This window comes from Streptomyces sp. CA189 (assembly GCF_056428985.1).
This window is the reverse complement of the sequence record NZ_JBWJVM010000031.1, coordinates 73,281-92,105: the sequence shown is the minus strand read 5'-3', so window position 1 is coordinate 92,105 and position 18,825 is coordinate 73,281. Positions and strand designations below refer to the sequence as shown.

Below are 18,825 nucleotides of genomic sequence, written 5' to 3'. Positions count from 1 at the left end.
CCGGTCCCGCCCCGGCCGCCGTCGGCCGCCCCGCCCCCGCCGCCCCCGCCGGCCCCCGCGGCTCAGCCCGGGAGGGTCACTTCGACGGACTGAGCTGCACCGTCGTCAGGGCCCCGCCCGCGGCCTCCTTCACCACCGTGAGCCGGGTCCCGGTGTTCGGCACCTTGACTCCGAGCTGCGGCAGCCCCGGGTTCCAGTACGACCCGTGGCGGTCGTCGAAGACCGGTACGCCGCTCCGGGCCGGGATCACGGTCGGGACGCCCGCCTTGTGCAGGACGATCCGGTCACTCCTCCCGAGGGAGAAGGGGGCGTCGAAGGTCTGCGCACGCGCGTTGAGCAGCGTGCCGTCCGCGTGGGTCAGCGGCTCCGGGCGGGAGTCGACGGGCAGCAGCATGCCGCCACCGGGGTGCGCCTTGGTGGTGTTGTCGCTGTACGCCGTGTCCCAGAGCCAGATCAGCACGCCCTGCTGGTACGGATAGAACTCCACCTTGTCGCCCGTGAAGCCGAAGTTGTACGGCCCGGTCCTCAGCATGCTCCCGTAGCCGGTGTAGCGCCGGTTCTCCACGAAGTACGCGCGCGGGTGCTGCTCGCTTCCCGTACGGCCCTCCGTACGCGACCACTTGACCGCCGTCCAGCCGTTCGCGCCCTGCTCCGCCCCGTCGCGCAGCAGCTCCCGGCCGTCGGCGCCCGCCGTGACGCGGATGTCGTCGAAGGTGACGCCCTTGCCGTGGGTGTTGCTGTCGGAGGTGACGCGCAGCCTCAACTGGACCGAGGTGCCGGAGAACCGGGACAGCGGGACCGAGAGCCGCGTCCAGCCCGCCGAGGTGCCGGAGATCCCCTTCGCCCCGATCGGCGTGGCGTCCACCGTGCCCGGCAGCGCCGTCCAGGCGGCCCCGCCGTCCGTGGAGGCCTCCACCGTCAGGTAGTCGAAGTCCTGCTCGATGTCGTACCAGACCCGGGCGTCCAGGCGGGCCGCGGCGCCGGCCGCGATCCCCGAGAGGTCGACCGTCCGCGACAGCGTGTTGTCCATGAAGTCACCCGTACCGCTCCACCACTGGCTGCCGCCCTCGTACGGGTCGACCAGGTCGGTGGTGGTCGAGGACGGCGGCAGGTGCACCAACAGGGCCTGCGGATCCTCGGTGTTGTAGCCGGACACCCCGAGCGTCGCCCGCGTCGTGCGGCCCGCGTCGGCCTCCGTGTACCGGAGCCAGCCCAGCTGCAGCTTGCTCCACGGGTCGAGGTCGCCCGGGAACTCGCCCGTGGAATTGCGGCCCCTGCCCAGGTAGGACGCCGAGGACATCAGCGACCAGAAGTTGACGCTGTTGTCCCCGTCCGAGCTGTACAGGTCGGGCAGGCCCAGATCGTGCCCGAACTCGTGCGCGAAGAGGCCCGCACCGCTGTTCTCCCCGCCGGTCAGGTAGTCCCCGGCCCAGATGCCGGTGTCGCCGACCGGGGTGCCGCCCGCCTTGTTGCCCTCCGGGCCCGCGCTGCCGGCCTGGTTCCAGTAGGCGAACCAGCGGTGCGCCCACACGGCGTCCTTGCCCTGCGCGCCGCCGCCCCAGGTCTGGTCCTTGCCCGCGTGGACGACGACGAGGTGGTCGAGGTAGCCGTCGGGCTCGTCGAAGTCGCCGTCGTGGTCGGCGTCGTAGCGGTCCCACACGTCGTACTCGGCGAGCTGCGCCTTGATCTGCTCGGGCGTACGGCCCTTCCCGCGCTCGGACTTGTACCAGGAGTCCGTGGCGTCCCGGATCATGTCCCAGTTGGTCCGGCACTGGCCGGACTCGGAGCAGTTGTCGGTGCCGTAACGGGCTTCGTTCCAGGGGAGCTTGACCCAGTCGGTCACCATGCCGTCCATGTCGTACCGACCGGAGGACTGGAGCCGGTAGTAGGCGCGCAGGGACGCCGACTGCGGGTCGGTGGAGAAGAACTGCTTCTCGTAGAAGGACCGGTCGAAGTCCTTGCGCCACAGGGTGTGGTTGTCGTCCGCGGCCGGCTTGCCGATCGTGTTGTGCGCCGGGCCCGGGGTGCCGCCGAACCGCGGCTTGCCCTCGAACTCGGTGGTGTCGTCCACCTGGTCGCCGAACTCGGCGAGGATCACGAAGACCTTGTCCCTGCGCTCCTGGGCCAGTTCGACGTACCGCTTGCCGACCTTGGCCCGGCGCGGCAGTGTGCCGTCGGCCTCGGCGCGCAGGCCGCCGGGGCGGCCGGCGGCCACCTCTTCGAGGGCCTGGCGGCGCAGGGCCTGGCGCTGGAGCTCCAGGGGTGCGGGCGGCGGGGCGGCCCGATCGGCCTGCTGCTGCCCGGCGGGCGTCGGCGTCGGCGTCGGGGGCGGGGGTGCGGTGGCGGCGAGCGCGGGGGCGGCGAGGAGGGCGAGGGATATCGCCGCTCCCACCGCAGCGAGTCTGCGCAACGTAGCTGACCTTTCTGGAGGTTCCGGTCGGTCGGATCGGCCGGAGCGGGAGTAATATTTCACATGTGACAGGTGATTGATAGGTGTGGGGGAGGGGGACGGCCGGGAGCGCGCCCGGCGTCCCTCCGAACTCGACGTTCCAGGGGCCCCGTTCGCCGGGCAGCGCTATCGTGCCGAGCGGGGACGACGGTGCGAGGGGGCGAGCCGCGATGCGATTTCTGTTTGTGCACGGCACGGGGGTGCGGCGCGAGCGGCACGACCTGCTCTTCGCCCTGGTCCGGGACCGGCTGACCGCCCGGTTCCCCGGGGCGGCCGTCGACTCCTGCTTCTGGGGGGAGCGGTACGGGGCCACCCTCAGCGCCCAGGGCCGTTCCGTGCCCGGACTGCGCACCCCCGGCGCCGCCCCCGGCCCGGACGAAGAGGAGATCGCCGAGTGGGGGCTGCTGGTCGCGGACCCGCTCTGCGAGCTGCGGGTGCTGGCGGAAACCGGCTGGGACACCGGAGCCGACGGCGATCCCGACGGCGACCCCGACGCCGCATTCGGTGACGCTTTCGACGGCGACGCCTTCGCCATGCCCGGAGTCCAGTCCGCGGGGGACCGCGTCCTGGAACTGCTCGCCCGAGTCTCCGGGGTCCCCGACGGCGGCGAACAGGCCGCGCTGCTCCTCGGCACCGGCCTCGCCGCCGGATTCCCCGCCGCCCTGGAGACCGTCTCCCGTTCCGCCGAGGCTGCCCGCGCCGGGGCCCGCGCCGCCGACCAGCCGCAGGCCCGGGAGCTGGCCACGGTTCTCGCCCGCGCGGTGACCGCCGCCGCACTCGCCTCGGCCGGAGCCGAGGCCGACTGCACCGGAGCCGAACGCGACCGCCTCGTCGAGCTGATCACCACCCGCCTCGGCGGCGACGCCCGGGTCCCCGGCGCCCGCGCCGCCGCCGTCCTCGGCCGGCTCGCGATGCGCGTCACCACCCAGCCGCTGCTCAACGCCTGGCGCGGCTCCCTCACCGTCGGGGCCACCCCCGCCCTCGGCGACATCCTGCGCTACCAGGCCCGAGGCGCGGACCTCCGCGCGTTCCTGCACGAGCGGATCACCGCCGAGCCGGGGCCGACCGTACTCATCGGCCACAGCCTCGGCGGCATCGCCCTGGTCGACCTCCTCGCCCTCGCGGCCGCCCGCGGCGAGCCGGTGCCCGGGGTCCAACTGCTCGTCACCGTCGGCTCGCAGGCACCCTTCCTCTACGAACTCGGCGCGCTGGCCGGGGTCGTGCCGGGCACCAAACTCCCGTACGCCTTCCCGCGCTGGCTCAACGTCTACGACCGCCAGGACGTGCTCGCGTACCTCGCCGAACCCGTCTTCCCCGGCGACCCGCGCGTCAGCGACCAGGAGATCGGCAGCCGCCAGCCCTTCCCGGCCTGCCACAGCGCCTACTGGAAACAGGACTCCCTCTACGCACGCATCGAACAGGCGGTGGCGGAAGCGGAGATCGGGTGAACCCCTTCGAGTCACTGCCCCCCGACCTGGGACCGCGCACCTTCGCGCTCGTCGCCGGGGTCGAGAGGTATGACATCAGCCACCGCTGGAACCTGCGCGGCCCGGCCCGCGACGCGCTGCGGTTCGCCGGCTGGCTGACCGGACCGGGAGGGGTTCCGCCGGGCAACGTACGGCTGTTGCTGTCCCCGATCGAGGACCCGGACACGCTCGGCTGGTCGGCGTCCGCCGGCCTGGAGGCCCTGCGCACCACGTACCGCCCGGCGACCGAGGCGAACGTGAAGTCGGCCCTGCTCGACGAACTCCCCGCGTGCGACGGCGATGTGCTCCTGATCTTCTGGGCCGGGCACGGCTACCTGGGACCGCGCGGCGGTGAACTGATGCTGCCCGTCGCGGATGCCCGGCCCGCCCAGATCCGCCACCTCAACCTCGACTCCGCGCTGCGCTGGTGGCGCACCAACCTCGTCAAGCGCGGGCTCTTCCGCCACCAGGCCGTCCTGGTGGACGCCTGCCGGGTCGACGCACCCCGCGACGCCCGGTGGAACTTCGGCACCAACGACTACGGCGGCGGCGTCAGCGTCCCGGGACGACGCCAGTTCCGGCTGTACGCCTCCCGCGAGGGCGAGGCCGCGCAGAACGACGCCGAGCGCGGCGCGGGCCGCTTCACCGAGGCGCTCCTTGCCGAACTGGGGCAGCGCTCGGTGAGCGAGGCCCTCTCCGGTCTCGCCGACACCGCCCGGTCGATCAACCGCACCTTCCAGGGCCTGCGCGAACGCGGCGAGGGCTGGCAGCTCCCGCAGTTCGTCGTGGACCGGGACTGGGACGCCTCCTCCTTCCTCGACGACGATCAGCCCGGCGTGGCGCCGCCGGGCGCCGTCCGCCTCGACCAGAGCGCCTGGGACGGGCTCGGCGAACTCTTCGAGGACCGCGACCTGCCCCGCTGCGCCTACGAGGCGTACCTGTGGGCGTTCAAGGCCGCCGGCTGCGCGGCCCCCGTCCAGGGCGGCCTGCCCGGCGACACCCTGTTGGAGGTGGTCCAGGACCTCGACGAACGCCACGGCGGGCCGGCCGGGATGCCGCTCGCGGTGCCCTTCGTACGGTTCCTCGGGGAACAGGGCGCGGCGGGCGACGAGCGGTGGGCGGCCCGGCTGCACGACTGGGTGCGCGCCACCCGCGAACGCCTGGCCCTGCCCGCGCTGCCGCCCCCGCCCCCGCCCCCGCGCAAGACGGCCCTGCACGTGCGGCTGGAGGCGCCGCCGGGCGGGGAGGACGGGTTCCTCGCCCGGATGTGGCTGCGGCGGGAGGCGACCGAGCACATCTGGGAATCGGAGCGGGAGCCCGTCCGGCTGGACGTCGTACGGGACGCACTCATACGCCAACTCGTCGAGCTGACCAAGGGGTTGGGGGCCTACGCGCAGGCCGGACGGCCGTCCGGCTCGGTGGAGCGGATCGAGTTCCACGTGCCGTACGAGCTGCTGGACCTGGACTTCGACCAGTGGCCGGTCCCGCGCGGCCCGGGCGGGCGGACCCGGCCGCTGGGGGTGGTCTACCAGGTGGTGGTGCGCTGCCCGCAGGAGCGCGAGGGCACCGGGGCCGAATGGCGCGGCAAATGGCGCTGGCTGTGGACCCAGGGCGGGCGGCACCCGGAGGCGGTCCGGGTGGTGGCCGACGCGGACGCGGACGACGGGCTCGGCATGGAACTGGGCGCGGGACCGGCGCCCGCGTGCGTACTGGCGCACACCCCGGCAGGGGTGCGGACGGCGGCGGTGGTGGAGGCGGTACTGGAGGGCGGTGTCCCGGTGGCCCTGTGGCGCCGCCCTGCTCCGGCGGGGGCGGACCGGGCGGGGGCGGACCGGGCGGGGGCTGCGCAGCCGGGGGCGGCGCAGGCGGCTCCGGGCGGGTTCGCGTACGCCGGGACCGGCCGGGCGGGGGGTGCCGGGGGCGCGGGTCCGGGTGCGCACGTGGGCGGCCTGCTCGATCTGCTGGCGCCGGCCGGCGAGGACGGGCGGCCGCCCGACCCCGGCGCACTCGACGTGCTCGCGCTGCCCGCCCGCGTGCGCGCGGTACGCCGGGCGGCCGCCGTCGCGGGGGCGAGCGCCCCCGGCGGCGATCGCCGACAGCCGCCGGGGGGAGACCGGTTGGTCCTCCTGTGGGACGATCCCGACGACACCCTCACCCTCCGGTCCCTGGCTTGAACCCGCTCCCGACGGCGAAGCCGACAACGATCCCGCGCCCGAGGCCGATCCGGCGTCCCAGGCCGAGGCTGATCCCGCCCCCGATCCCGCCCCCGACTTCGACTTCGACTCCGCATCCGGCACCGAATCCGGCACCGATCCCGAAGACCGCTCGCGGCGACGGCCCGCGACACCCACGATGGAGGCAGAGGCTGTGGTGAAGGACTGGTGGCTGTACCAAGGGACCGGCGAGGCCGCCGAGCGCCGGACCAGGCTGGAGGCCGGACCGCCACCGCCCTGGCGCGATTTCAAGGGCGTCCCCGACCCGGGGTACACGCCCCCGGGCTGCGAGGGACCGGCCTGGGAGCGCACCTGGCGGCGCGGCGAGGGCTACGTACCCGACGAGCTGGAGAAGGACGTGGTCAACACGGCCCTGCACCTGCGCCGGCCGCTCCTGATCACCGGCAAGCCGGGCGTCGGCAAGTCCACGCTCGCTTCCAGCATCGCCGCCGACCTCGGCCTGGGACCGGTACTGCACTGGCCGGTCACCAGCCGCACCGTCCTGCGCGACGGCCTGTACCTGTACGACGCGATCGGCCGCCTCCAGGAGGCGGGGCTGGAGCAGTTGCGCACGCCCGGCGCCGAGCCGCCGGCGGCCCGCGCCCAGGCCGCACCTCCCGCCGCGACCGCCGGCTCCGCTCCCGGCTCCGCTCCCGGCTCCGCTCCCGGCTCCGCTCCCGCCGAGGGCGGCGGTCCGTCGATCGCCCGCTACCTGCGCCTCGGCCCCCTCGGTACGGCGCTGCTGCCCCAGGACCGCCCCCGCGTCCTGCTCGTGGACGAGATCGACAAGGGCGACATCGACCTGCCCGGAGACCTCCTCACCGCCTTCGAGGACGGCGGCTTCGTCATCCCCGAGCTCGCCCGGCTCGTCAAGGAGGCCCCCACCGTCGCCATCGGCACCGACGACGACACGGAGGAGGTCGTCCGGATCTCCCAAGGCCGCGTCCAGTGCCGGTACTTCCCCATCGTCGTCCTCACCAGCAACGGCGAACGCGATTTCCCGCCCGCCTTCCTGCGGCGCTGCGTCCGCCTCCACCTGGACCCGCCGGGACCCGACAAACTCGCCCGCATCGTGCGCGGCCGGCTCGGAGTCGACATCGAGCACAGCGACGAGTACCGCGATCTCGTCCAGAGCTTCCTGGAACGCGCCGAGGAAGGCGACCTCGCCACAGACCAGCTCCTCAACGCCATCCAGCTCCGGCTGGCCGGAGCCTGGTCCGCCCCCGGCGACCGCGAGCGCTTCCTCGCCACCGTCATGCACCACCTCACCGGGCCCTCCGCGTGATCGAGAACCTCCTCGCCGCCCTGGCCGAGGGCGCCGAGGACGGTGGCCCGCACCCCGGGGTCGGGGCGGAGGAGATCGCCGACATCCTGTGGCTCGCCACCCGGGTGGACGCGGCCGCCCTCCGCCCGGAGCCTCCCGGGATCCCCCCGGAGGCCGGACCCGAACCCGCCGCCAACGGGCTGGAGTTGCCCGCCGCGGCACGCGGCGGCGCCGGCGGACCGGGAGTCCAGTACTTCCCCGCGGCCGCCCCCGCTCCCGCCCCCGCCCTCGAAGGCCCGGCGGACCCCGCCACCGGCCGGGCCCCGGGAGGCGGCGCCGGCGCCGGCGGCGGCGCGCCCGCCCCCGCCGTGCGCCGGGGCACCGCGGTGCGGCTGCCGCGCGCCGCCAGCCTCGACGACCCGCTCGCCCTGATGCGCGCCCTGCGCCCGATCGGCCGCCGCAACATCGGCGGCCCGGGGGAGGAGCTGGACGAACAGCTCACCGTCGAGCGCAGCATCGAGCGGATGGTGCTCACCCCGGTCCTGCGCCCCGCCGAGAGCCGCTGGCTGGACGTGGCCCTGGTCGTCGACTCCCACCACTCGATGCTGCTCTGGTCCGACCTGGTGGAGGAGGTGCGCGGGCTCCTCACCCGCAGCGGAGTCTTCCGCGACGTGAGGGCCTGGCGGCTCACGGGCACCGGCCCCGGCGGCACACCCATGGTCGCGCACCATCGCGACAGCCCGCCCCGCAACCCCCTGGAGCTGGTCGACCCGGCGGGCCGGCGGCTGATCCTGGTCCTCTCCGACACGGTCGCCGGCGGCTGGCGCGAAGCCCCGCTGCGCGGTGTGCTCCGGCAGTGGTCGGCGCACAACGCGGTGGCCGTACTGAACGTCCTGCCCGAGCGGCTCTGGACCCGCGGGGCGGTCCGGCCGGTCCCCTTCGCCGTCCGCGCGGACCGGCCCGCGGCGGCCACCCGCTCCTGGCAGCGGGTCCCGATGGCCCGGCGGGCCCGCGGCGGCGGGCCGGTGATCCCCGTCGTCGGCATCGCCTCCGGGAGCCTGGCCCGGCTGGTGCGGGTGGTGTCCGGCGACGGCCGCTGGCGGCGCCTCGCGTGCCTGCGCCTCGATGCGGAGCCCGCGCGCGAGGCCCCGTACGGGACACCCGGGGCACCGAAGTTCTTCCCGGACCCCCTGGAGGCGGTGGAGCGCTTCCGCGCGAGCGCCTCGCCGACCGCGCAGCGCCTGGCCGACCACCTGGCCGCCGTGCCGCTCACGCTGCCCGTGATGACCCTCGTACGCCGCTCCCTGCTGCGGGACTCCGAGCACGGCCACCTCGCGGAAGTGGCCCTGGGCGGGTTGCTCGCCCCCTGGGACGGCGAACAGGAGGCGGACGCGGTCCAGTTCGAGTTCCTGCCCGGGGTACGGGAGGCCCTGCTCGGCTCGCAGCTGCGCGGGGACGTGGCCGCCGTACGGGAGCTGGTGCGGCGGCGCGTGTGGGAGTACATGTCCCGCCACCGCGGCACCGGCCGGGACTTCACGGCGATCCGCCTCGCACCACGGGGCGCAGGGCGGAGAGAAGTCGCCACCGACGCCGTGCCGTTCGCCCTCGACGCCGGACCGGAGTCGGGGCTGGCCGACCGGGTGGTACGGGTCCGCTTCGAGCCGCAGTCGGAGCCGCAGGCGGTGGGCGTGCTGTTGTCGCCCCGGCTGGTCCTGACGGTCGGCGAGGCGGCGCACACCCAGCGGGCGAGCGCCGCTGCCTGGGTCCGGGTCGAGGGTGAGGACTTTCCCTGCCACCTGTCCTGGGGAGACGGGGCGGTGCCCCAGGTGGTGCTGCTCGTCTCCGAGGTCGACCTCGTGGACCGCGCGGTCTGGACGGATCGGGACCGGACGATGGCGGCAACCTGGGGGGAAGGGTTCGCGGCCCCGGGGGAGCACCTCGTCGTGGATGGCTCGACCGACCAGGGCGAGGCGGTGGCGCTGACCGGTGAGGTCCTCCCGTACGACGGGGAGCGCAACGGGGAGCTCATTCGTCTCGCCCCCGAGCCGGAGGTCTGGAACCACTACGCGGGCGCCCCGGTCTCCCGGGACGGCCTGCTCATCGGCATCGTGCACACGGTGCTCCCGGACCGGATGGTGTTCCTGACGGGGCAGGCGCTGCTCGAACGGAGCGATTTCCGCGGGCTCGTGTACGGGCGCCCGCGTGCCGGGATCGAGGAATACGGCATCTGCATGACGGTACGGTTCCACGGCGAGCGGAGCCCGGCCGGCCGGTCGGTGTACCAGGAACTCCTCAGACTCCTCATGGGGGCGCAGGCGAGTTCCGGAGCCGAGGCCCGGGCCGCGCTTGGCGAGGACGGGGGGCTGTTCATTCCCCTGACGGAGCCGGACGCTCTCGGACTGGCCGGACTGATCCTGGCCGCACTTCCAGGGACACTGGCACGGCTGCGCGCGGGCCCCGGCGAATGGGGGGCTTCCCTCGTGGTCGCCCTGACCAGGGGGCGGTTCACGGTCAATGAGGACGGGATACGCGGTCCCGCGGCCGACGAGGCCTTGGAACTGCTCCGCCGAACGGAACGCGCGAAGCGGCCCAGCGGCCTCGCTGCCGTGGGAACGGTCCTCGTCGTGAGGGGGGAACCGCTGCGCGAACTGGACGGACTGGAGTTCCAGGCGGCGGGGTCGGCGCATCCGGTGCCGGGGACGGAGCCGCGCGGGGCGCTCCTGCTCGAAGACTCCGCCGTGGTGGCGAGAGAGCTGATCGATGCCGAGTTGAGGATCGACGCCCCGCCCGTTGCCTGGCCGCGCTGCGGGTACGGGGCAGGCGCGGAGCTTCCGGGTGGGTGCATCGGCGCTCGGCTGCCGGGAATCAGGCGCTGCCTCCGCCACGCGACGGGTGCGGCCCGGACCGGCTTCCTCCGTGCTCTGGGTCCGGGAGCAGAGGTGGACATGCGGGGCACCACGTTCTCCGATGACCTGCTCGAACGCCTGCTGCGCGTGCTGCGTGAAGCCCCGACGGGCCGCGTGAGACTGGGGATCGCGTTGTTCGACCGGGCGCGCTTCGTCACCGACTGGGCGACGGCCGGGGCGGAGTTCGAGGGCCGGGCCTCCTTCGACCGGGCCTCCTTCGAGGGCCTGGCCGGCTTCTCCGCGGCCCGCTTCAAGGCCGGTGTGTCCTTCGGGCGAACCGTGTTCCGGCGCGACTTCGGGTTCGCCGGAGGTGTCGTCGACGGTGAAGCCCATTTCATGAGGGCGGACTTCGGTGGAGAGGCGGATTTCACGGACACCGCGTTCGCGGGTGGCCTGGACATTGCCGGGGCCGAACTGTGGGGCAGGGCACGGATGGGCCGGATGCGGGTGCTCGGGAACGCGGAGTTCGCGCACACGGTCTTCCACGGCCGTACCGAGTGGAAGCTGACCGCCTTCATGGGGCCTGCCTCCTTCGCGGCCGCGGTATGGGGATCCACGGTCCGGTTCGACGAGGTCCGCTTCATGGACCGGACCACCTTCGACCGGGCCACCTTCGCCACGCGGACGGCCTTCTCGGCCACGGACTTCGCCGACCGGGTGACCTTCGACGACGCCGACTTCACGGGTGAGGGCAGCTTCTCGAACGTGACCTTCGCGGAGCCCGGACGGCTCCCCGCCGCATGGCGCCCGCTCCTGCCGCCCTCGGGCGCCGCGACGTTCAGCCTGGGCGGCGCCGACGGGGGCGCCGCCCGGGCCGGGCCGTGAGTCCGGGGATCAGACCTCCCGCCGCAGCAGGAAGAACAGGCTGGGCCCGAAGTTGAGGGCGGCCAGCGGGCTCTGGATGCGCTGCTCGACCGCCAGCAGGCGGTCCTCGCCCACGCTCCGCTTCAGCCGGCCGCTGCGCATGTTGGACACGGACAGCTTGTCCTCGACCCGCAGCCCGGCCTCCGTGAACTGCCGTACGACGGTGCCGGGATGGTGGTTGACGAAGGGGATGCTGCCCTCGGCCACCTTCTCGGCGGAGCGGATGTCCACGGGCCCGCGCGGGATGCCGCGCAGCCGCTTCGCGTAGCGCAGCTTGTTCAGCATGTGCGCGGAGTTGGCCACCTCGATCAGGGCGCGGCCGCCGGGCTTCAGTACGCGCGCGATCTCGCTCAGCGTGGGTCCGGGGTCGGGCAGGTGGTGCATGACGCGGACCATGGAGACGAGATCGGCCGATCCGTCGTCCAGCGGAAGGTGCCCGGGGCGCATGTGGTGCGCCGTGATCCCGGGGTGATCGGCCAGCAGCCGCCCGGCGATGGCCACGTGCTTGGCGCTCGGGTCGAACATCATGACCCGGTCCGCGTACTCCTTGAGGACCGGGCTCAACCGCCCGAATCCGCCGCCCACTTCGCAGGCCAGTCCGTAACGGCGCCAGCCGATCAGCCGTTTGACCGCGGCTATCTCCGCCGCGTGTTCGTAGTCGCGCCCCTGCCAGTAGGCGACGTAGTCCTCCGACTCGTCGTCGTACTGATCGCCCCGTGTTTCACCGTTGTCCATGTACCGCCCCCCGATGTGCATGTGTGGCGCATCATCTCGACGGATTCAGGGGGGAGGCAACGACTCCGTTGTGTGGATGCTGCACGGATCCCGGGTGCGGGGCGTTTCGGTCCCGCACCCGGGTGCCAGGCGTCAAGCGGTGGGCGGTACCCGTGCCGGGCGACCCGCGCCGCGGGTCAGGCGGTACCCGCCGATGCCGGCAAGGCCGGCGAGCAGCCCGCCGGCCGCCGTCCAGATCCAACGGTCCGACCACCAGGTGCCCGACCAGCCGTCGGCCGGTGCGACGCCGGACGCCGTGCCGGCTCCGGGGACGAGCGGCACGGCCAGGGCGTTGTCGGCCGCGTAGGCGCCGCCGACGTCCTGGGCGTCGGCCCGCAGGCGTGCCCGTACCGGCTGGCCGAGGTCCTCCGTCGCCAGGTCGGTGACGGTGAGCCGGAGGTAATAGGCCCCCGGCAGCGGGTCGTTGGCCCACTGGTCGGCGCCCGAGCGGACCGGGCGCAGGGTGCAGGACAGGTCGACGGTCGCGGCGTCCTTGGCGGCCGTACCGGTCTGCGTGCCGTACGTGCAGGGCTGGCGGCGGCGCAGGCCGTCGTACACGTCGAGCTGCCAGGTGGAGGCGGAGTGCCGGCCGGTCGCGGCGGGCAGGGTGACCGAGGCCCGTACGGTGGCGCGCTGCCCCGAGTCCAGGGGGAGCACCCAGTAGAGGTAGTCGCCGGTGGAGGCGTCGGCCGTGGCCTCCTGGCCCAACTGGATCGGGGTGGCGGTACGGAAGGCCGTGCCGGCCTCGGTCGGAGCCTCCCCGGTGCCGCTCGGGCTCGGCGACGGCGAGGCCGCCACCCCGAGCAGGCCGCCGCCCACGAGCAGGGCGGCGGTCAGCGCGCGGCGCACGCTTCGATCACGTCTCAGGGCACTCATCAGTTGGTCCTCCAGACCGCGATACGCCAGCGGGAGACCCAGCCCCACACCAGTCCGGCGAGGAGGCCGGTGAGCGCCAGGGCGCCGAGCAGCCACCAGCCGCGTCCGAGGCCGAAGGAGGCCACGTCGGAGGCCCCGTCCGGGCCGTCCACCACGTCGATGGTCATCTCGACCGGCATGCCCGGGGTGGTCTTGACCGAGGCGGGCGCCGAGAAGGAGTTGCTGACCTGGAGGCACACGGTCTCGGCCGGCTCCTCGTCGTCGGCGCTCCCGGCCTTGGGATAGCGCAGCCCGGACGAGATCAGGTCGGTCCGCCCGTCACCGGCCTCCTGGCCGCGTACGATCTCCCGGCCGCTCAGCGTCGTGGCGCGCAGCAGCACGCCGTAGTCGTTGTTCACGGCGCGGTCGGCCCCGATGCTGACCGAGGCCCGCAGCTCCTGGCCCGGCGCTACGGAGACCCGGTACCAGCGGTGCTCCGCGAAGCTCTCGCGGTCGCTGTAGAGACCGGGCTTCAACTCCGGTGCTCCCGCGCACTGCTTGGCGCCCTCGGTGGCCACCGGATTGACCACCGGCGTGGCCGCCCGGCCCACCAGCTGCCGGACCCTGCCGGAGAGTTCGGCTGTGTGCTGTACGGCGGTGTACGTGCCGCCGGTGGCCTCGGCGATGCAGATCAGCTGGTCGCGGGTCTTGACGTCGGGAACGAGCCCGAGCGTGTCGATGACCAGGTGGATCCCCTGGGCCGCGATGTCCCGCGCCACTTCGCAGGGGTCGAGCGGGGCGCAGGTGTCCTCGCCGTCGGTGATGAGCACGATCCGCCGGGTGGCGTCGCCGCCCTTCAGGTCCTCGGCGGCTCCGAGCAGCGCCGGTCCGATGGGCGTCCAGCCGGTGGGGGCGAGCGTGGCCACCGCCGCCTTGGCCTCGGTCCGGTTCAAGGGGCCCACCGGGTACAGCTGCTTGGTGTCCTTGCAGCCGAGGTTCTTGTCGGGGCCCGGGTAGTTGGCGCCCAGGGTCCGTATGCCGAGCTGCACCTCGTCGGGTACGGCGTCCAGCACCTCGTTGAACGCCTGTTTCGCGGCGGACATCCGGGTCTGGCCGTCCATGTCCTGCGCGCGCATCGAGCCGCTGACGTCCAGCACCAACTCGACCTTGGGAGCTTCTTTCGCCACCGGTTCACCGGCGGCGGCGCCTGCCGGGAACAACCCGACAGCGAGGGTGACGAACAGGCCGCACGCACTGGCCCTCACCCGTCTTCTAGTGATCATCGCCGGATCGTATTGAGATTCCCCGCACCCGCCAAACCGAGCACCGGTTCAAGCACCGGTTCAGGAGCCGCCGGAGTCGGCCGACGCGCTCGCGGAAAGCCCGGCGCGTCCCGGTACCGGGCCGATGCATCCATAGAGTGGCTCTATGCCCCTCTCCCCGCGCGTCCCCGACCTTCCCGCCCTCGACCTGCTGCTCAGCGTCATCGAGCTCGGCAGCCTGGGGCGGGCCGCCGAGGCGCACGGCATCAGCCAGCCCTCGGCCAGCTCCCGGATCCGCTACCTGGAGAAGCTCGTCGGCCTTCCCGTACTGGAACGCTCCTCACTCGGCTCGAAGCCCACCCCGGCCGGGGCGCTGATCGCCGAGTGGGCCCGGACCGTGATCGACGCGGCGCACGAGCTGGACGCCGGCATCGGCGCCCTGCGCGAACGGCGCAGCTCCCACCTGAAGGTCGCGGCCAGCCAGACCGTCGCCGAGTACCTGGTCCCCAGGTGGCTCATCGGGCTGCGGGCGCAGCATCCCGCCACCAGCGTCGCCCTCGAAGCGGGCAACTCCGCCGACGTGGCCCGGGCGGTCCTGGACGGCCGCGCCGAGCTGGGCTTCATCGAGAGCCCCCGTGCGCCGAAGGGGCTGGAGAGCCGTGCCGTGGCCAGGGACAGGCTCCGCGTCGTGGTGGCGCCGACGCACCCCTGGGCGAGGCGCACCGCCATCACCCTCGACGAACTCGCCGCCGCCTCGCTGATCCAGCGGGAGGCGGGATCGGGTACGCGCACCGCCTTCGAGCGCGCGATCACGGCCCACCTGCCCGACTGGCGGCCCTCCGCCCTGCTGGAACTGGCCTCCACCACCGCCATCAAGACCGCCGTGGCCGGCGGCGGCGGGCCCGCGGTCCTCAGCTCGCTCGCCGTCGCCGACGAACTCGCCGCCGGCACCCTGCGGTCCCCGACGGTCACCGGCCTCGACCTCGGCCGCTCGCTGCGCGCCGTCTGGCCCACCGGCCGGCGTCCCACGGGCCCCGCGCGGGACCTGTACGCCCTGGCCCGCAGGCAGCTCGCCGCGGGGATCGTAGAGGCCGGGGGGTCATAGATCCGCTCTATGGATCCATTGATCCGTTGCCGCTACCGGGCCGGAAGTCCCCGCCGGAGGATGAATGCGTAAGCCTCCGATGAAGCAGGGACACCATGTACACCATCCTCTTCCTCCTGATCTCCGTATGCGTCCTGGCGGTCCTTCGCGACCGGCCGGGCAGAACACGGCTCCTGCTGTGGGCGGGAACCCTGAGCGTCACGCTCCTCGCGTTCCTCCCCCACCTCGACCGCGCCTTCAACCTGAGCTTCTGAGGAGGAGCAGCGATGTCCACCACCGCCCCCACCGTTCCCACCCCCACCCCCGTCGCCCGCCCCGCCGGGCTCTCGCACCGTCTCGGCCTCTGGTTCGCCCACGCCTACGTCCTCGGCATGTGCGCCACCATCGGCGGCGCCTACGTCTTCCAGTTCGGGCTGTGGGAGTACCCCTGCCCCATGTGCCTCCTGCAGCGGATGTTCATGCTGCTCAGCGCCATCGGGCCGGCCATGATCATCGCCCGCTCCCGCAAGGCCCCCGTCACCACCGGGGAGTTCGCCTCCGGCTGGGGCATCGCCATCGTCTCCGCCATGATCGGCGGCACCGTCTCGGGCGCACAGGTGCTGATGCACATCGTGCCCCCGGACCCCGGCTACGCCGGCGCCCTCTTCGGCCTCCACCTCTACACCTGGGCCGCGATCACCTTCTTCACGGCCGCCCTCGCCGCCGGCGCCAACCTCGTCCTGGCCGACCGGGCCCGGCCCCTGGACGCCGCGGCCGGCTCGCCCGCCCTGCGCCGCGCGGCCGCCTTCACCCTGGCGGTCCTGGCCTTCATCGCCGTGAGCAACCTCATCGCCTGCTTCTTCCTGCAGGGCTTCCACTGGCAGATGCCCGGTGACCCGACCGGGTACGAACTGCTGGTTCAAGTCCGGCAGTGGTTCTAGGCCGTGTGTGAACCGGCGGCTCCGACGTCCAGGCCCCGACGCTCGTCCGGTGCTGTGTCCGGGGCAGTGCCGATGGCACCGGCCGAGCGCAGCGAGCGCCCGAGGTCTCCGGTGAGGATGCGGGGGTGGCGCCGCCACCACCACAGGTCGGGGCCGGGCAGCCTGTGGAACTGATCGAGTGCTCGGCCGTCGTCGTCGATGGTCGCAGCCTTGTACTGGTCGTCCAGGGCCTTGATCCGCGGGGTCCAGAGCTGGACTACGTGTTCGTCCAGCAGGAGCCACGCCTCGTGCAGCCAGTTTCGGCAGGAGAGGTCGTTGGTGTACTCGTAGATGTCGTCGCCGTAGCCGCGCTCGATGACGCTCACCAGGGCAGCCCACGCGTTCACCCTTTCAGCGACCGTGAATGCCGTCCGCCAGCCGCGCTGGTGCAACAGCTCTCCCACCTCGGATTCAGTAGCCACGGACGTGAGGCTCTCATGCCGGATCCGTCCGGGCGACCGAGATGCGCCCCTGGCAACCGGGCCGTCAGCGCGACCAGTCGGCGTCCTGAGGGGCGGGGCTGCGGGGCGGTGGCCCGGCGGTGGGGACCTGGAGGCTTCCGTAGCGTTCCATGCGCTGCCAGCGCAGGCGGGATCCGGCGATGGCGGTGAACACGGACTGGATGACGACCAGGTACATCAACTGGCGGTAGACGAACTGCTGGAGCGGAAGGCTCCACAGCGGGCCGGGGTGTTCGTTGTCGAGGCGGAAGGCGTAGAGACCCATCAGGAGCTGGAGCAGCAGGAAGGCGCTCCACAGGCCCAGGATCCGGAGCGGGTCGAGGAAGACCAGGCCGAAGATCGCGGTCACGTCGACCACGGGGGCGAGCAGCGGCAGGAGCACCTGGAACATCAGGAGGTACAGCAGGCCCCGGCGGCCGAGCTTCCCGGCCTGGCCCCGCTGGGTGAGGGCGCCCCGGTGCTTCCACATGGCCTGGAGGGTCCCGTAACACCAGCGGTAGCGCTGCTTCCAGAGGGCGCCGAGGGTGGCCGGGGCCTCGGTCCAGGCCTTGGCCCGCTCCTCGTAGACGACGCGCCAGCCGTCACGGCACAGGGCCATGGTGAGGTCGGTGTCCTCGGCGAGGGTGGTGTCGCTGACGCCGCCGACGCGCAGGAGGGCCTCGCGGCGGAAGGCTCCCACCGCGCCCGGCACGGTGGGCATGCATTCGGCGAGGTCGAAGAGGCGGCGGTCGAGGTTGAAGCCGACCACGTACTCGATGTGCTGCCAGCGGCCCAGCAGTCCGCCGCGGTTGACGACCTTGGCGTTGCCCGAGACGGCGCCGACGCGCCGGTGGGCGAAGGGCTGGACGATCATGCGGACGGCGTCCGGTTCGAAGACGGTGTCACCGTCGACCATGACGAGCAGGTTGCAGGAGGCGGCGGCGATACCGGTGTTGAGGGCGGCGGGCTTCCCGGCGTTGGCCTGGCGGATGACGCGGACGCCCGGCAGCCGGAGGGACTCGACGATGTCGGCGGTGCCGTCGGTGGACCCGTCGTCGACCACGATGATCTCCACCGGATGGTCCGAGGCCAGCAGGGACCGGACGGCCGCTTCGATGCCCGCGCTCTCGTTGTAGGCGGGGACGATGATGCTGACCGGCTCGGTGACGGGGGCTCCCCACGGCTCCCGGCGCTTGCGCACGTGGCGGCGGGCCGCGGTGAAGACGGCCACGGCGCGCAGCACGCTGATGGCGCCCGCCGCCCACAACAGCCAGGACAGCGCGCTCAGGACCCAGTCGCTGGCGCGCAGGGCGTAGATGAGGGAGATGCCCTGCCACGCGTCCACGGTCGCCGCCTCGTGCGTGGCCGCGGGCAGGCCCGTCGCCTCGGTGACGGTGGCGAGCTGGAAGCCCGCGGCCTTCAGCCGGGGGACGAGCTGTTCGAGGGCCGCGACGGTCTGCGAGCGGTCCCCGCCGGCGTCGTGCAGGAGCAGGATCTGGCCCTCGGTGCCCTCGGGCAGGGAATTGGCCACGATCTGGTCGACTCCGGGGCGGCGCCAGTCCTGGCTGTCCTGGGTGCTGAGGATGGTGAGGTACTCCTCGGTGCCGGCCTGGACGACGGAGTCCCAGGCGCTGTCGTTCAGCGCCGCGCTGGTCGAGGAGTAGGGCGGGCGCAGCAGGGGGGTGGTGACTCCGGTGGCACCGGCGATGACCAGCTGGCTTTCGCGCAGTTCCAGGGAGCGGCGCCAGGGGGAGGCCGTGCCGAGGTCGGTGTGGGTGAAGGTGTGGACGCCGATCTGGTGGCCGTCCTCGACGATCCGGCGCGCCAGCTCGGGGTGGGCGGCGACCTGCGCGCCCACGGTGAAGAAGGTGGCGCGGACGTCGTTGCGCTTCAGGACGTCCAGGATCTGCGGGGTCCACCGGGGGTCCGGACCGTCGTCGAAGGTCAGGGCGATGGTGCGGGGTTTGACGGCCGCGGTCCGTCCCGCGGATCCCTCGATCACCGGTCCGCCCGTCCGGATCTGCTCCGGGACGGTGCCGGCCGGACCCGGATCGCGGTGGGCTCCGTCGGCGGTGCCGTCGAACATGTGCGTGACGTAGCCCTGGAGCAGCAGGGCCGCCGAGAGGGTCAGGATCAGCGTGGTCAGCAGCAGCCAGTGGGTGCGCAGGGGGACGTTGCGAACGGTGCTGTGCCGGCCGCGCGGGAGGCGGCGGTTCTTCGACAAGGGGAGGTGCTTCCTGCCTGTGCTGGTGCTGGTGCCTGAGCGGG

At 73.4% G+C, this 18,825-nt stretch carries 13 protein-coding genes; 7 read left to right on the top strand and 6 right to left on the bottom strand.

The genetic code is table 11. The features are described from left to right. Window positions 1-76 precede the first annotated feature (76 nt). Window positions 77-2,410, bottom strand: a complete 2,334-nt coding sequence (locus AC061S_RS23040) for an immune inhibitor A domain-containing protein (protein ID WP_478687842.1) — start codon at window positions 2,408-2,410, stop codon at window positions 77-79. A gap of 209 nt (window positions 2,411-2,619) precedes the next feature. Here AC061S_RS23040 and AC061S_RS23035 point away from each other — a divergent pair, with 209 nt between their 5' ends. The 4 genes from AC061S_RS23035 to AC061S_RS23020 all read left to right on the top strand — a co-directional run bounded on the left by AC061S_RS23035 (window position 2,620) and on the right by AC061S_RS23020 (window position 11,123). Further along, entirely contained in the window at window positions 2,620-3,897 is a 1,278-nt protein-coding gene (locus AC061S_RS23035; RefSeq protein WP_478687841.1) for a hypothetical protein, read from the top strand. Next, a complete protein-coding gene (locus AC061S_RS23030; protein ID WP_478687840.1) occupies window positions 3,894-6,089 on the top strand; it encodes a VMAP-C domain-containing protein in 2,196 nt (731 codons plus the stop codon). The genes AC061S_RS23035 and AC061S_RS23030 overlap by 4 nt, the downstream gene beginning before the upstream one ends. A gap of 178 nt (window positions 6,090-6,267) precedes the next feature. After that, window positions 6,268-7,413, top strand: coding sequence for an AAA family ATPase (locus AC061S_RS23025; protein ID WP_478687839.1), 1,146 nt, complete (start codon window positions 6,268-6,270; stop codon window positions 7,411-7,413). Then, on the top strand, window positions 7,410-11,123 hold the full coding sequence (locus AC061S_RS23020) for an SAV_2336 N-terminal domain-related protein (RefSeq protein ID WP_478687838.1): 3,714 nt from the start codon (window positions 7,410-7,412) through the stop codon (window positions 11,121-11,123). The genes AC061S_RS23025 and AC061S_RS23020 overlap by 4 nt, the downstream gene beginning before the upstream one ends. Window positions 11,124-11,132: 9 nt before the next feature. Here AC061S_RS23020 and AC061S_RS23015 read toward each other — a convergent pair whose 3' ends face one another. The 3 genes from AC061S_RS23015 to AC061S_RS23005 all read right to left on the bottom strand — a co-directional run bounded on the left by AC061S_RS23015 (window position 11,133) and on the right by AC061S_RS23005 (window position 14,074). Continuing rightward, window positions 11,133-11,897, bottom strand: coding sequence for a class I SAM-dependent methyltransferase (locus AC061S_RS23015; RefSeq protein ID WP_478687837.1), 765 nt, complete (start codon window positions 11,895-11,897; stop codon window positions 11,133-11,135). 132 nt (window positions 11,898-12,029) lie between these two features. Further along, entirely contained in the window at window positions 12,030-12,812 is a 783-nt protein-coding gene (locus AC061S_RS23010) for a hypothetical protein (RefSeq protein WP_478687836.1), read from the bottom strand. After that, window positions 12,812-14,074 carry a VWA domain-containing protein gene (locus AC061S_RS23005; protein WP_478687835.1) on the bottom strand — a complete coding sequence of 421 codons (1,263 nt, stop codon included), beginning with the start codon at window positions 14,072-14,074 and terminating at the stop codon, window positions 12,812-12,814. The genes AC061S_RS23010 and AC061S_RS23005 overlap by 1 nt, the downstream gene beginning before the upstream one ends. 145 nt (window positions 14,075-14,219) lie before the next feature. Here AC061S_RS23005 and AC061S_RS23000 point away from each other — a divergent pair, with 145 nt between their 5' ends. From AC061S_RS23000 to AC061S_RS22990, 3 genes are all read left to right on the top strand, one after another. Then, window positions 14,220-15,158: a LysR family transcriptional regulator gene (locus AC061S_RS23000; RefSeq protein WP_478687834.1), complete on the top strand. Its 939-nt coding sequence runs from the start codon at window positions 14,220-14,222 to the stop codon at window positions 15,156-15,158. A 95-nt stretch (window positions 15,159-15,253) separates the two neighbouring features. Further along, window positions 15,254-15,412: a hypothetical protein gene (locus AC061S_RS22995; RefSeq protein ID WP_478687833.1), complete on the top strand. Its 159-nt coding sequence runs from the start codon at window positions 15,254-15,256 to the stop codon at window positions 15,410-15,412. A 12-nt stretch (window positions 15,413-15,424) separates the two neighbouring features. Then, a complete protein-coding gene (locus tag AC061S_RS22990; RefSeq protein WP_478687832.1) occupies window positions 15,425-16,078 on the top strand; it encodes a disulfide bond formation protein B in 654 nt (217 codons plus the stop codon). Here AC061S_RS22990 and AC061S_RS22985 read toward each other — a convergent pair. Both AC061S_RS22985 and AC061S_RS22980 read right to left on the bottom strand, forming a co-directional pair. After that, window positions 16,075-16,539, bottom strand: a complete 465-nt coding sequence (locus tag AC061S_RS22985) for a hypothetical protein (RefSeq protein WP_478687831.1) — start codon at window positions 16,537-16,539, stop codon at window positions 16,075-16,077. The genes AC061S_RS22990 and AC061S_RS22985 overlap by 4 nt on opposite strands. Window positions 16,540-16,603: 64 nt before the next feature. After that, window positions 16,604-18,781, bottom strand: a complete 2,178-nt coding sequence (locus AC061S_RS22980; protein ID WP_478687830.1) for a bifunctional polysaccharide deacetylase/glycosyltransferase family 2 protein — start codon at window positions 18,779-18,781, stop codon at window positions 16,604-16,606. Window positions 18,782-18,825 lie beyond the last annotated feature (44 nt).